12 protein-coding genes are annotated in these 14,240 nt (G+C 65.7%); 5 read left to right on the plus strand and 7 right to left on the minus strand.

Translation table 11 applies throughout. From position 1 onward, the window contains the following. Window positions 1–63 precede the first annotated feature (63 nt). Together IB256_RS29820 and IB256_RS29825 are read left to right on the plus strand one after the other, a co-directional pair. Window positions 64–486: a MerR family transcriptional regulator gene (locus IB256_RS29820; protein WP_192295304.1), complete on the plus strand. Its 423-nt coding sequence runs from the start codon at window positions 64–66 to the stop codon at window positions 484–486. Beyond that, window positions 486–1,235, plus strand: coding sequence for an SDR family NAD(P)-dependent oxidoreductase (locus tag IB256_RS29825; protein ID WP_192295305.1), 750 nt, complete (start codon window positions 486–488; stop codon window positions 1,233–1,235). The genes IB256_RS29820 and IB256_RS29825 overlap by 1 nt, the downstream gene beginning before the upstream one ends. A 51-nt stretch (window positions 1,236–1,286) precedes the next feature. On the opposite strand, the gene IB256_RS29830 is transcribed toward IB256_RS29825, so the two are convergent. After that, on the minus strand, window positions 1,287–2,264 hold the full coding sequence (locus IB256_RS29830) for an alpha/beta fold hydrolase (protein WP_192404945.1): 978 nt from the start codon (window positions 2,262–2,264) through the stop codon (window positions 1,287–1,289). A gap of 720 nt (window positions 2,265–2,984) precedes the next feature. Between IB256_RS29830 and IB256_RS29835 the strand changes: the two genes are divergently transcribed. The 3 genes from IB256_RS29835 to IB256_RS29845 all read left to right on the plus strand — a co-directional run bounded on the left by IB256_RS29835 (window position 2,985) and on the right by IB256_RS29845 (window position 6,589). Beyond that, the gene (locus IB256_RS29835; RefSeq protein ID WP_192404946.1) at window positions 2,985–4,364 is read left to right on the plus strand and encodes an APC family permease; all 1,380 of its coding nucleotides are present in this window, start codon (window positions 2,985–2,987) and stop codon (window positions 4,362–4,364) included. Window positions 4,365–4,463: 99 nt separating this feature from the next. Beyond that, window positions 4,464–5,357 (plus strand): LysR family transcriptional regulator, encoded by an 894-nt coding sequence (locus IB256_RS29840; RefSeq protein ID WP_192295308.1) that lies wholly within the window; start codon window positions 4,464–4,466, stop codon window positions 5,355–5,357. A 98-nt stretch (window positions 5,358–5,455) separates the two neighbouring features. After that, window positions 5,456–6,589 (plus strand): M14 family metallopeptidase, encoded by a 1,134-nt coding sequence (locus IB256_RS29845; protein WP_192404947.1) that lies wholly within the window; start codon window positions 5,456–5,458, stop codon window positions 6,587–6,589. Here the strand turns inward: IB256_RS29845 and IB256_RS29850 are convergent. From IB256_RS29850 to IB256_RS29875, 6 genes are all read right to left on the minus strand, one after another. Further along, the gene (locus IB256_RS29850) at window positions 6,583–8,976 is read right to left on the minus strand and encodes a TonB-dependent siderophore receptor (RefSeq protein WP_192295310.1); all 2,394 of its coding nucleotides are present in this window, start codon (window positions 8,974–8,976) and stop codon (window positions 6,583–6,585) included. The two genes, IB256_RS29845 and IB256_RS29850, sit on opposite strands and share 7 nt — an antisense overlap. 75 nt (window positions 8,977–9,051) lie before the next feature. Then, window positions 9,052–9,966: a FecR family protein gene (locus IB256_RS29855; protein WP_081518412.1), complete on the minus strand. Its 915-nt coding sequence runs from the start codon at window positions 9,964–9,966 to the stop codon at window positions 9,052–9,054. Beyond that, on the minus strand, window positions 9,963–10,475 hold the full coding sequence (locus IB256_RS29860) for an RNA polymerase sigma factor (protein ID WP_081518411.1): 513 nt from the start codon (window positions 10,473–10,475) through the stop codon (window positions 9,963–9,965). Before IB256_RS29860 ends, IB256_RS29855 begins: the two co-directional genes overlap by 4 nt. Window positions 10,476–10,732: 257 nt before the next feature. Next, window positions 10,733–11,314: a DUF3237 domain-containing protein gene (locus IB256_RS29865; protein WP_081518410.1), complete on the minus strand. Its 582-nt coding sequence runs from the start codon at window positions 11,312–11,314 to the stop codon at window positions 10,733–10,735. Window positions 11,315–11,372: 58 nt separating this feature from the next. After that, window positions 11,373–13,244, minus strand: coding sequence for a CocE/NonD family hydrolase (locus IB256_RS29870; protein WP_192404948.1), 1,872 nt, complete (start codon window positions 13,242–13,244; stop codon window positions 11,373–11,375). Window positions 13,245–13,305: 61 nt separating this feature from the next. Further along, a complete protein-coding gene (locus IB256_RS29875; RefSeq protein WP_192404949.1) occupies window positions 13,306–14,130 on the minus strand; it encodes a TorF family putative porin in 825 nt (274 codons plus the stop codon). Window positions 14,131–14,240: the final 110 nt, after the last annotated feature.

The following is a 14,240-nucleotide window of genomic DNA, read 5'->3' on the forward strand; positions in this document are numbered from 1 at the left end:
AAAGGGGGGCTTGACCTTGACACTAGCGTCAAGCCCCCAGAGTGCTCCCCATCGGAGGTCGACATGCAAATCGGAGAGCTGGCCCTGCGCGCCGGCGTCAGTACACGCGCGCTGCGCCATTACGAGTCGAAGCAGCTGATCGAGTCGTCGCGGCTGGATAATGGCTATCGCGACTACGCCGCGTCCATGGTGCAACGCGTGCTCTGGGTGCGCGAGCTGCTCGAGTGCGGCTTCAGCACCCGGCAGATCCACGGCCTGCTGCAGTACCTGGAGGAGGAAGAGGACAGCGAAGGCTTCCTCGCCTGCCTGCAGCAGCACCTGGAAAAACTGGTGGCCCTGGACGCGCTGCAGGCCCAGCTGGCCGAGCGCCGCGAACGCCTGGCAGAAAAGATCGAGCGCTATCTGCCGCTGCAACAGGACCTGCTGCGTGCTCCCGATTTGCGACCTCCCAAACGAGCCGATTCACAAGCCACGTTGGAGAGATGATGGGAAAGCTAAGCAACAAGGTCGCCCTGGTCACGGGCGGCAACAGCGGTATCGGTCTGGCCACCGCGCAACGATTCGCCCTGGAAGGCGCCGAGGTGGTCATCACCGGGCGCCGCCGGGACGCGCTGGAGGAGGCGGTCGGGCTGATCGGTGACAACGCCGTGGGCATCCGTGCCGACGCCAGCCGGCTGGAGGATTTGGACGCCCTGTACCGGCAGATCGGCGAACGCTTCGGCCACCTCGATGTGCTGGTCGCCAATGCCGGCGTGATCCGCCCGGCACCGGGCGATCAGGTCGATGAAGAACAGTTCGACGAGCAGTTCGACATCAACGTCAAGGGCGTCTTCTACACCATCCAGAAAGCGCTGCCGTTGCTGCGTGACGGCGGCGCCATCGTGCTGGTGTCGTCCATCGCCCACCTGAAGGCGCTGGAGGCTCATGTAGTCTACGCGGCGACCAAGGCGGCGGTGCGTTCCTTCGCCCGCAGCTGGGCGGCGGAACTCAAGGGCCGCAACATCCGCGTCAACTGCCTGAGCCCCGGCCCGGTGCTGACCCCGATCATTGGCAAGATGGGCATCGGCGAGGCGCAGTTCGGCGCGTTCGAACAGCAGTTGGCGGGGTTGATTCCTCTGGGCCGCCTCGGCCGCCCGGAAGAGCTGGCGAACGCTGCGCTGTTCCTCGCTTCGGACGACAGCAGCTTCATCACCGGCGTCGACCTGTGTGTCGATGGCGGGCTGTCACAGCTCTGAACGGAAAAAGGCCCGGCGCGTCATGCGCCGGGCCTTTGTCTTCCAGCGGTTTCAGCCCTTGATGAAGGCCAGCAGGTCCGCGTTGATGGTGTCGGCGTGGGTCGTGCACATGCCATGGGGCAGGCCGGGATAGGTCTTCAACGTGCCGTGGCGCAGCAGCTTGATCGAGAGGCGCGCGGAGTCGTCGATGGGGACGATCTGGTCGTCTTCACCGTGCAGCACCAGGGTCGGCACGGCGATCTGCTTCAGATCATCGGTGAAGTCGGTTTCCGAGAAGGCCGCAATGCAGTCGTATTGGGCCTTGGCGCCGCCGTTCATGCCCTGGCGCCACCAGTTGTCGATTACCGCTTCGGAGACCTTGGCGCCCGGCCTGTTGAAGCCGTAGAAGGGGCCCGCCGCGACGTCGCGGTAGAAGTTCGAGCGGCTGGCGGCGAGCGCCTCGCGAAAGCCGTCGAACACCTTCAGCGGCAGGCCGCCGGGGTTCTTCTCGGTTTGCAGCATGATCGGCGGCACCGCGCCGATCAGCACCGCCTTGGCGACGCGGCCGGCACCATGGCGCGCGACGTAGCGGGCGACCTCGCCACCGCCGGTGGAGTGGCCGATGTGCACGGCGTTCTTCAGGTCCAGGTGCGCCGCCAGTTCCGCAAGGTCGGCGGCGTAGGTGTCCATGTCGTTGCCTTTGTCGGTCTGCGTGGAGCGACCGTGGCCACGGCGGTCATGGGCAATCACGCGATAGCCCCTGGCGAGGAAGAACAGCATCTGGTTGTCCCAGTCATCCCCCGAGAGCGGCCAGCCGTGGTGGAACACGATGGGCTGCCCGCTGCCCCAGTCCTTGTAGAACAGCTCGGTGCCGTCGCGCAGGGTGAGGTAGCCCGACCCTTGCTCCTTGCGGCGCGCACCCGTTGCGGCCGGGGCCTGGGCAACGCTCGCCTGGCCCGCCAGCAGGGGGACGGCCACTGCCAGGGTGGCGGCAGCTACACCGGCGCTCATCAGGGCGCGGCGGGTGGTTCCTTGGGTCTCGTCGGTCATGGTGAAAGCTCTCGTCAGGGGACCGCTAGCGCGGCGAATGGGGACCGGTCCGATGCGGCGCTCGAAGCGACCTGGCGGTCGTTTCGAAGACCGGATTGCCGGTAGACAAACCCTATTCGCTGGCCGGGGACTCTCACCATCGTCCATGGGTATCGCACCACCATACTTAGGTTTCGCGGGACTGCACCGGAGTGTGTCGGAGCCGATTCGAGCGCCTGTTTCGAGAGGTGGCGATAGGGGTTGAGGCAATCTCGCGCGACAGCCGGCCGGGTCGTCGGGTGCGCTCCGCACGGCCATTTTTTTCATTGGGCTCGAAGATATTTTTACTAATTTTCCTCGGCGACGAGCTGAAGCACCATGCGCCCCCATTCGAACAACAACGTCCTTCGAGGCGGCCAGCAGGAGTGCCCAGGTGCAAGCGTTCAACGAGTGGCGGCAGTGTTTTGCAGCGCAGACTTTCATCGACGACGCAGTGAACGGCGACTCCGGTTCTGCCACGCGGGAGGGCGTGCGTTCGGCGCAATGCCTCCCGGTTTTCCCGGCCCCGCATACCTGCCGGGGCGCCCCGAACGACCTACGCTGAATTCCTCCCGCAGCGGCTGCCCGAAGCTTCGCTCCGGCTGAATCGCCGGGCGCCCGTCCGCTGCCCAGGAAGCCTCGACCGGCATCACGCCGTTCCAGTCCAACGAGCGCCCGTCGCTCGCCGTCCATGAGTCAGCCATGAAAAAAACAACAAGCACGTCCGCTACTTCCTTGCCTGCCCATAAAACCCACGAACCGTCTGCACGGTCCTTCCGCAAATCGCTGGGCATCCCGGCGCTGGTGCTTTTCGGCCTGGCCTACATGGTGCCGCTGGCGGTGTTCACCACCTACGGCCTGGTCACCCGCATGAGTCAGGGCCACCTGCCGACGGCCTATCTCTTCACGCTCGCCGCGATGCTGCTGACCGCCTACAGCTACGGGCGCATGGTGCAGGCGCACCCTTATTCGGGCTCGGTCTACAGCTACACGCGCAAGACCTTCGGCGCAGCGTTCGGCTTCCTCGCCGGGTGGACGCTGCTGCTGGACTACATCTTCCTGCCGCTCTTGAGCTACCTGCTGATCGGCATCTACATGACCGACTATTTCCCCTCGGTGCCGCTGTCGGTATGGATTCTCGGATCCATCGTGCTGGTGACCCTGCTCAACCTCGTCGGCATCGAATCCATCACCCGCGTCAACTGGGTGCTGATCGTCGCGCAGATGGTCTTCGTGGTGGTATTCATCGCGCTGTCGCTGAGCCATCTGGGGGCCCAGGCAGAACCCGTGCCGCTGGTCCAGCCCTTCTATGACGAGCACTTCAGCCTGCCGCTGGTGATGTCCGGCGCGGCGGTGCTGTGCCTGTCGTTCCTCGGCTTCGACGCCGTGTCGACCATGGCCGAGGAGACCCCCGAACCGCGCCGGCAGATTCCCGCGGCGATCATGCTGGTGACCCTGATCGGCGGCGTGCTGTTCATCGTCATGGCCTACTTCGGCCAGCTGGTATTCCCCGAGTGGCAGGCGCTCACCGATGCCGACTCGGCTTCGCTGGACGTGCTGCGCCGCATCGGCGGCGAGTGGCTGGTGACCTTCTTCACCGCTACCTACGTGGCCGGCTGCTTCGCCTCGGCGATGGTGTCCCAGGCCAGCGTTTCCCGCGTGCTGTTCGCCATGGGCCGGGACGGTGCGCTGCCCCGCGTGTTCGGCAAGCTGGTGACGAAGAAGCGCGTGCCGGCCACGGCGATCCTGCTGATCAGCCTGCTGTCGCTGATCGCCCTGTTCGTCACCCTGGATACGGTCGCCAACATGATCAGCTTCGGCGCGCTGTTCGCCTTCTCTGCAGTGAACCTGGCCGTGATCAAGCACTATCTGGTCGACCAGCGCCTCACCGGCAAGGGCAACTACCTGCGCTACGGCGCGCTGCCGGCGGTGGGCTTCCTCAGCACCATCTGGCTCTGGTCGAGCCTGTCGGGGATGTCCTTCATGATCGGTTTTGCCTGGATGGGCCTGGGCCTCGTCTGTCTGGCCAGCGCCACGCGGATGTTCCAGCAGCCGCTGCCGGACCTGAACATGGCGGAGTGATCGACGGTCTGCACGAAGCCGGGCGTTGCCCGGCTTCTTTCATGCAGGCCCGATACTGGTTAAGGTGGCGCGACTTCGAGGAACTGGTCGGATCTCGCCATGAAACTGCATCAATTGCGCGCCCTGCGCACCATCGCCGAGAGCGGCAGCATCCAGGAAGCCTCGCGGCTGCTCGACGTCACCCAGCCGTCGCTGTCCAAGGCGGTGAAGGAGCTGGAAGGTGAGCTGGGTGTGCCGCTACTGGTCCGCTCCAATCGTGGGGTGACGGTCACGCCTTATGGCGAGCGGCTGGTGAGCATGGCCCGACTGGTCACCGAGGAAGTGCGCCGCGCGCGTGACGAGATCGATACCCTGAAGGGCGAGATGGCCGGCCGCGTGGCCATCGGCGTGTCGCCGGTGACGCCCAATCGCGCCTTCGCCAACTGCTTCCGGCGCTACCGCGAGCTGTACCCCAACGTGCAGCTGCAGATCTTCGAGCTGCGTTCGCTGCAGTTGTTCGAAGGGCTGAAGGAGGGCCGGCTGGACCTGGTGCTGACCACCCAGCCAGTGGCGGAGCAGGCCGACGGGCAGGTCTGGTGCGAGCTGGCGCCGCAACCCTCGGCGCTGGCGGTGCGCAAGGGCCATCCGCTGGCGGGGGCGCAATCGCTGCACGAGCTGCTCGACCTCGAATGGCTGCTCTCCGACCCGCTGGAAGTCGCCCTGGCCGGGCAGTTCTTCCGTGAACGGCAGGTGGCGCCACCCAAGCGCATCACCGAATGCTCCTCGTCGCTGCTCTATCTGGAGCTGGCGGCCAACACCGATGCGGTAAGTTTCTGGTCGCAGCGCATGCTCGGCCTGCCGATGGTGGCCCAGGTGCTGGAGCCCTTGCGGATCGCCGAGGCTACGCCGGTGGCGAGCATCTCGTTGGTCACCCGGCCGCAGGAGCTGATGACCCGCGAAGCCCAGTTGCTGGCCGAGGAAATGGTCGCCGCTTTCCGCGCGGAGCAGGCATAACCAGCCTCAATGCTCATGTGTAGAGATCATTACTCCGCGCTTTCGCGCTGATGCATCCTGCCGGCCGCCATCTGCCCCAGGAAACGGCCGGAGTTCCCATGAATGCATCGTCGTATTTCTCCCAGAGCTACGCCCAGGCGCGCGGCAAGTTCCTCGACGCCTGCGCGGCCGCCAGCCTGCTGGTGGAGTCCCACGTCCACCCGCTCACCGGGCGCGACGGCGAGACGCTGGCGGTGGACGTCGTCCGTGAAGGACCGCTGGATGCCAAACGCCTGCTGATCATCAGCAGCGGTTGCCATGGCGTCGAAGGCTTCTGCGGCTCGGGCGTGCAGAGCGCCCTGCTCGCCGATGCGGCATGGCGCGAGCACGCGCGCCGCAACGACTGCGCGGTGCTCTACCTGCATGCCGCCAACCCCTACGGGTTTTCCTGGTGGCGCCGCTGGACCCAGGAGAACGTCGACCTCAATCGCAACTTCCGTGACTTCACCCAGGCGGCGCCGCAGAACCCCGGCTACGCGCAGCTGGACCCGGTGCTCGCGCCGCGTCGCTGGCCCAGCCCGCTCGGGCGCCTGCGTCTGCTCGGCTACGCGCTGCGCCATGGCCGCTGGGAGTTGCAGAAGGCTATCTCATCCGGCCAGGCCAGCCATCCCGATGGGCTGTTCTTCTCCGGCTCGCAGCCGACGTGGAGCAACCGCACCGTGCGCGAAGTGCTGCGCCAGCATGGCCGGCAATGCCGCGAGATGGCCTGGATCGATGTGCACACCGGCCTCGGCCCGAGCGGCTACGGCGAGTACATCTACTCGGGAGATCCGCGCCCGGAAGCGCTGGTCCGTGCCCGCGCCTGGTGGGGCGACGAGGTGCGCTCGACGGAGGAGGGCAACAGCGTCTCGGTGAAGCTCAGCGGCAAGCTGGTGCATGCGGCGTTCGAGGAATGCCCGCAGGCGCTGCTGATTTCCATGAGCCTGGAGTTCGGCACCGTGCCCGGCCCGCAGGTGCTCGAAGCGCTGCGCGCGGACCAGTGGCTGCACCGCACGCCCGATGCGCCGGCGGCCAAGGTGCGGCGGATCAAGCAGCAGCTGCGCGATGCCTTCTACATCGACACGGACCAATGGAAGAGCGCGGTGCTGAGGCGCGCTCGGGACACGGCCTGGCGCGCGGTGGAAGGGTTGCGCAGTGAAGTTCCGGCGGAGTTGCGTTCCCACCCTGAAGGTGGGAACGCCAGCGCTCAATAGGTGCCGCGCAGGGTCAGCATCAGGTTGCGCGGCTCGCCGTAGAAGTTCGAACCCCAGGCACTGTCTACTCGCTCGTAGTACTTGCGGTCGAAGAGGTTGTTGGCGGTGAGCGTAGAGCTCAGGTGCTCGTTGAACCGGTAACCGAGCTGGGCGGTGGAGACCGCATAGCCGGGCTGCACGAAGTCGGTGTTGTTGCGGGTGTAGAGCGTCTCGCTGACCACGCGGGTGCCGCCGGCCACATGGAAGCCCTTCAGCGTGCCGTCGAGGAATTCGTACTTCGACCACAGGTTGAAGTTGTGCTTCGGCGTGATGGTGCTGAAGGTGTCGCCGGAGCTCAGGCCGTTGTTCGGATCGTCGTCCAGCAGGCGGGTCATGGTGAAGGCATAGCCGGTGACGATGCTCCAGTTGTCGGTCAGGTTGCCGGTCAGCTCGGCTTCCCAGCCCTGGCTGCGCACCTTGCCCTGCGCCTCGTAGGCGTTCACCGGGCTGCCGGACCACTGGGCGCGGTTCTCGTCGTAGATGCGGAACAGGGCGACCGAGGCATTCAGGCGGCCGTCCATCAGCTCCTGTTTCAGGCCGACTTCGTACTGCTTGCCCTTGTGCGGCGCGATCATCTTCTCGCCGCTGGCGTCCGTCTCGCTCTGCGGCTTGAACACGCTGGTGTAGCTGGCGTAGGCGGCCAGGGTCGGGGTGAGCTTGTAGATCAGCGCGCCGTAGGGAATGACCTTGGCGTTGGTCTGGGTCGAGGGCGAACCGAAGTTGTTGAAGAAGGTGTTGGCGTTCTTCGCATCGGCGTCGTACCAGGTCACGCGGGAGCCGAGGATCACGTCCAGCTCGTCGGTCACGCTGAGCTTGGTGCGGCCGTAGAGGCCGTATTGGCGGCTCTTGGTGTAGTTGAAGTTGGTGTGCGGCATGTCCAGGCGCGGCAGGTCGTTGGCGCCGTCGATGCCGATCGGTACCTCGTCGGCATAGCCATCGTTGTCCAGGTCCACCGAGCCATAGGTGAAGGCCTTGTCCAGGTGCTGGTACTCGCCGCCGAGGGTGAGTTCGTGGGTGCGGCCGGCCAGGCTGAAGGGCGTGGTGACGAAGCTGTCCAGGCCCAGCGTCTTGATCCGCTCGTAGTACGAATAACGTGCCGCGTCGGCGGTCTGGGTATCGGGATTGACCACCCAGGTGGTCCAGCTGAATTCGCGCTGGGGCAGGCGTGCGTCGCGATAGGTCAGTGAGGTCTTCCACTGGCCACCGTTGTCAAGGGTGTGGTCGAGCTCGGAGAAGGCCTCCCAGGTCTCTTCCTTCATGCGGTTCCACTTCGCATCGACGTAGGTGGAGCGCGGCACGTCGAGCAGGGTGCCGTCGGCATAGGCCGGCAGGCCGAAGGCCGGAGTGGAATTGTTCTTCTGGTAGGCACCGCCCAGCGACAGGGTGGTGCTTGGGTCCAGGTCCATTTCCAGGCGCCCGTAGAACATCGGGCGTTCGTTCTGCACGTAGTCGACGAAGGACTTGTTGTGCTCATAGGCCATGACCGAGCGACCACGGATCGTGCCTTCGTCGTTCAGCGGACCGGTGACGTCGACCATGCTGCGGTAGCGGTCCCAGGAGCCGGCGGCCATTTCCCCGCTCAGGCCGAACGTTCCCAGCGCGCGCTTGCGCACCAGGTTGATGGTGCCGGCCGGCTCGCCGGACCCGGCGTACAGGCCACCCGGACCACGCAGCACTTCGACGCGGTCGTACATGGCCAGGTCGAAGCTGGTTGCCATGTCGCCCTGGCCGGTGATCTGCGACACCCCGTCGACCTGCACCTGATCGACCAGGAAGCCGCGCATGTACACGTCGTTGAGGCTGGAGCCGGTGTTGTAGGTCTTCACCGTGGCGCCGGTGACCTGACGCATCGCGTCCTGCAGGTTGTTCATGTTCTGGTCATCCATGCGCTGGCGCGTGATGACGGTGACCGACTGCGGGGTTTCCAGCAGCGACTGCTCGCCCTTTCCGATGGTGATGGCCCGGGTGGCATAGGAGTGCGAGCCTTCGGTGGTAGAGCCCAGGCTGCGACCGCTGACGGTAGTGGAGGAGAGGTCCAGTACGTCGGAGGAACCGCGGCGGACGATCAGCCATGCACCGCCCTGCTGACGGACGCCCAGGCCTGAGCCAGCGAGCAATTCGTCCAGTGCGCTGCTGAATTCGTAGTCGCCTTTGATGGCGGGGGCGGTGCGCTCCGCCACCAACTGGTCATCCATCGCCAGGGTCACGCCGGCGAGGTTCGCCAGTTGCTTGAGCGACGTCGCCAGGGACTGCCGGGGAAGGTCCAGCGCTACCGGCGCGGCGAACGCATTGAGGGAGATTGCCAGGGCGCTGGAGACCGCCAGGGACTTGAGGGAAATGGGCTTCATGGAAAAGCTCGTCAGGGACTGGGATAACCAATGACGGAGCTGCGCGAAGAAACCCCTACCTGGTGCGGATGAAAATCAGCGAGGAAGTAGCAGCGTGGCGCCGCCGCTTTGCTCGATGCGGATATCGGCCAGCTCGGGCAGCAAGGCGAGGAAGCTCTCCACATCGGCCAACTGGACCACCGCAGTGATCGATTGCGTGGCCGGCTGCAGTGCCTTCACCGGTGTTTCCCGGTAGCGCGACAGCGTGATGGCGATCTCGCCCAGGCTGGCTCGCTCGAACTGCAGATTGCCTTTGGCGAAGCTGAAGGCACTGATGGCCGAACGCTGCAGGGGATGCAGTTTTCCCCCAGCATCGAGCTCACCCACCTGGTCACGCTCGAGCACCATGCGCTGGCCGGCACTGGAGAACTCGACCCGTCCCTCGGCGACGCTGACGCGCACCTGCGGCTCCAGCCGCTCGACGACGAATCGCGTGCCGAGTACGCGTACCTGGGCGGCGCCGGCATCGACCACGAAGGGGCGCGAGGGGGCATGCTGCACGCTGAATATCGCGCGGCCTCGCAGCAGGAAAACCTGGCGGGTCGATTCGCTGAACAGGACATGTAGCCGGGTGTCGGCGTCGAGGAAGACGTCGCTGCCATCCTCCAGCGTGATGTGGCGTTGCTCGCCGATGCCGGTCATCAGCATCTGTTCACCCTGGCGGCTGCGCATCGACACCAGCCAACCGGCGGCGACGGCCAGCAGCAGGCCGCCCATTGCACCGTTGCGCACGAAGCGCCGGCGGCTCAGGTTCTCCATGGCGCCGGCCAGCGCCTGGGTTTGCGGGGTGCTCGAGAAGTTGCCCCAGAGCTCGCTGAAGGCCTGGTACTCACGGGCGTTCTGCGGGTCGGCGGCAAGCCAGCGGGTGAAGGCCTGGCGCTCGGGATGGTCGCCGGGCAGGTCCAGCAGACGGGTGAACCAGCGCGCAGCCTGGTGTCGGCTGCTGGTCATGAGGCCAGTTGCTCGCGGGCATCGCGCAGATTCAGCAAGGCACGAACGAGGTGGCGCTCCACCATGGAAATATTGATGCCCAGCATGCGGGCGACTTCCACCTGGCGGTGACCTTCGATCCGCACCAGCCAGAAGACTTCCCGGCAGCGCGACGGCAGGCACTCGAGAATGCGCTGGATGGCTACCAGACGCTGCTGCAGATCGGCCAGGTGTTCGGCGGAAGGCGCGAACTCGGCATCCTCACGGGTATCCATCCAGGGCTCGAGGTCCCCCTCCGGCAGGGGGTAGAAGCGCGAGGCGTCACGGTAGTGATCGATCAGGACGGAATGTGCGACTCGCCGCAGGTAGGCATTGGGCTGGTCGATGGCGGTGCGTTGGCTGGCAAGGACGAAACGGATGAAGGCGTCGTGCAGCACGTCATAGGCGAGCTGCATGCATTGGGTCTTGCGGCTCAGGCCCAGCAGGAGGTCGGTATAGGCCCAGCGCAGATTGATTCCGTTCCATTCCATGCTGCAGGCCTCATCAACCGTGGCTTCCAGTGTCTGGCGGCGGAGTCTACTGATTCATCCTGAGGCTGTAAATGCAATTGATTAGCATTTGATGTGATCGCGGCGAGCGGTCTGTGTCTCGCACCCGGTTACTTCTGGCAGGCGCAGGGCTGAGTTGGCTGCGTCCGCAGTGACAGCGACCCCGCCCCTGGCGCAGGTCGGGATGGAAAATCGGGCGCAAGCCAAAGGAGCTGGGGAACGCTTGCGCCCTGGCGGCATCAGGCGCCGCCGACCTTGTAAACGCTGATCAGCACTTCATGTTCGCTGACGCCGTCGATGGTGCCGACGAACACGTAGTCGTTGAGCCAGGCGTGGGCGCCGGGCTGGGTCCTGAACCTGGGCGAGGTGCGGCAGTAGAAGTCGCTTTCCTTCATATCGCGCAACTCCAGGCCCTTGGCCTTTTTCGCCAGTCCCGATTCGTTGAGGCGCCAGATGCCGCCGTTGTCGATGATGATGATCTGGCCGTCGTCGGTCTTCAGGCGGTACAGCGCGTTGATCAGCGTTACGCCGTCCTCGCGGGTCACCGACATGTCGGCGCCGCCGGGCACCACGCTGCCCTGCATACCCTGGCCGTTGAAGGTGCCGCCGATGATCGGGTAGTTGATGCGCTGGCCGTCCGGACCCTTGCCCATGTCCTCGCGCGGGCCGAGCTGGACGTCGATCTGCATGACCAGTTCGTGGGTCAGTCGATTGGGGATCTTTTCCTTGAGCTCGGCGGCCTGGGCGAGGGGCAGGGCGACGGTCAGCACCGCCAGGAAGAGGGCTTTCTGCAGACGTGAAGCGGCGTGTCGAATGGTCATCGATTCGAATCCTTTACGTGAGTGGTGCCGCCCCCGCCGGGCAGGGGCGGCGTGTCAATCAGAAGGGCGGGAAGGACGACAGCGGGTCATGTCGGCAGGGCTGCTTGAGCAGCGTGCCGCACTGGGGCAGGTCTTCCGGGATCTTCACGCCGCTCAGCTCGCCCAGGACCAGGCGCGAGGGATGCTGGGCGTCGTGGTAGACGCTGTTGCGGCTGGCCAGCGAGTAGTAGACGAAGCCGTAGCCGCCGGTGTTGGACGGGGCGTCGATCCAGATGCGCAGCTTCGAGCCCTTGCGGAACGGGTGGGAGAACGGTGGGATCTCCACCCGGCCCAGCGCCGGCACGTTGGGCAGCATCGGCTGGATGCCGTCCGGGTCGTTGAGTTGCTGCGGGCGCAGTTCGCTGGACTTGCTCTCGTCCAGCTGGCGGTTGGACATGCGCAGCCAGCCGCGCTGGACGAAGACTTCCTGCTCGTCCGGGCGGACCTCGGTGATGGTCACCTGCAGGTCGGTATCCGGGGCGAGGAAGGTGGACAGCCAGATGTCCGCGCTGGCGCTGCCATAGCTGAGGAAATCGCGCTCGAACTCGTCGCTGGTATAGGCAACGCTGCCTTGCTTCCACAGCGGGTGCTGCCAGCCCCAGGCGTGGTCCTTGAGGTAGGTGTTCACCTCCGGGCCGGGGATCGGGTAGATATACGCATCCGGCGCACCGGTTCCTTTGCCACCCTCGATCAGCTTGCCGTCTTCGCTCAGGGCGAAGCTCACCGGTTTCACCGGCAGCGGGTAGTGGTCACGGGCGATGCTCCAACCCGGACGCGCGGTCTCGTTGGGCTGGTGGCGGCCCTCGCGGTTGTCGGCGACGGTTTCCTGCCAGATCTCCAGGTGTTTGCTCTGTTCGAAGCCGTTCTGCTCGCCCTTCACGAAGTGGTCGAGGAAGGGGTAGAGCTTCTCCTGGCGGAAGCGCTCGGACTCATACAGGTTGTGCCCGCCGCTGGTCTGCAGCATCCACAGCTGCTTCGGGTCCAGGCGTTCCTGGTAGAAGCCTTCGCGCGCCAGTACGGCCTCGTCCTGCCAGGCCTGCATGGACAGCACCGGGACCTGCACCAGCTGCGCACGGTCGCGCGGTGCGCGCTGCTTCATCCACTCGTCATGCTGGGGGTGGCGGATCAGGTTGTACATCAGCGAGGACTTGACCACCTTGGCCTTGTTTTCCTCGACCTGCGCCAGGCAGCGCTGGTCACCTTCGCTCTGCGCGCTGGCCTTTACCGCGTCCCAGCGCATGTCGACGAACCAGTGCCACGACGTGGTGAAGCCCTGGTTGGGGACGCCGCCGAGGGACCAGCTGTCGGTGTAGGCGTCACCCAGGATCATGCCGGGGGCGATGGCCTTGAGGCCCTGTGGGCGCTCCGAGGCGGTCATCAGTTGCGACATGCCCGCCCAGGACCAGCCGAACATGCCGACGCTGCCGTTGGACCAGTTCTGCTGCGCGGCGAATTCCACGGCGCTGCGGCCGTCGGTGCCGTATTCCGGGCCGAGGAAATCGAAGGTGCCCTGGGAGCATCCGGTGCCGCGGGCCTGTACGCCCATCACGGCGTAGCCACGCTCGACCAGGTCCTTGTCCATGGCGACCGAGAAGGTCTCGTTGTCGGCCAGGTAGGCCGAGCCGCCGATGCTGCCGGAGTCGTAGCCGCTGTAGCGGACCAGCACCGGGAACTTGCCGTCGCCCTTGGGCAGCAGCACGGAGTAGCGCAGTTCGGTGCCGTCGGCGGTCTTGATGTAGCCGGTCAGGCGTTTGCCCCAGAAGGGCTGGAAACTGCGGTCCGACGGTGGCGGGCCGTCGCCCATGGGCGGCTGGGTGCTGCAGCCGGCCACCAGCAGGGCCAGGCTCAGGACGCCCAGGCTCAGGGGGCGTACGAGGGCTTTCTTGTACATGTCTAACCTCGGATCGTGGTTCGCGTCGGGGCGTGCCGTGGCACGCCGGGTTCAGTCGGGTTCAGAAGCGCTTGCTGGCGGAGAAGACTACGGTGGCCTGGCAGTCGCCGCCCTTGCCGAAGTTGTTCTTGCACTCGGCTTCGGAGAGATCGGTGTCGATGTAGGCGGCCTTCCACTCCAGGCCGTAGGCGCGTTTGATCAGTGCCACGCCCCAGTCGCTGTAGCCACTGCGGTAGTCGCCGCTGCCCGAGCGCCAGGCCTGTTCGTCCGACGTCCAGGTGTGGCCGTAGCGTACGTTGAGCTTGGTCTGCCAGGGCAGGTAGAAGTCGTACTCGGCCCAGCCGATGGTGCGCTCCTTCGGCCGCGTGGTGATGGCTGCGGTCCTGGGCAGCACGCCCCAGTCGATCAGCTGGTCCACCTGCTTCGCAGCGGCGGCGCGGGCGGGTGGGTTCTGCAGGTCGTCGGCGTATTTGATGCCGATGGTGGCGTTGCGGTAACCCAGGGTGCCGATCCACTCGCTGAAGTTGATCCAGCTGTCGCCGGGGTATTCGTAATTCACCCAGGTCAGCGAGAAACGCGTGTTCTCAGTGATCGGCCGGGCGATGCCGACGTAGTAGTCCCACTCGCGGTTGCTCTGGGTGCCCATCTCGACGTTGGTGGTGAAGACGCCGGCATACAGGCCGCTGATCTTGTGCACCAGGGTCACGGAGGTCAGCAGGACGGGGCCTTCGTCCTGATCCAGGGACAGGCCGCCGACGCGGTAGTCGCTGGCCAGGCCGACGTTGACGTCGAGGAAGGTTTCCGGGGTCAGGTCGATCGCCTGGGCCTGCAGGGCCAGGGCCAGCAAGGCGATGCCGGACAGGCCCGATACGACGGGGTGGTTCATGGCTGGTTCTGCTCCGTTGTTGTGATTGAAATGGCAGAAGTAAGCGGTGCTCTGCTTTGTTGTTCTTGTGGGGAGCACCCGCGCGGTGGCGCTTTCTCCGGGCCGCACGA

This window comes from Pseudomonas sp. PDM17 (genome assembly GCF_014851985.1).
In the GTDB taxonomy this organism is placed as follows: domain Bacteria; phylum Pseudomonadota; class Gammaproteobacteria; order Pseudomonadales; family Pseudomonadaceae; genus Pseudomonas.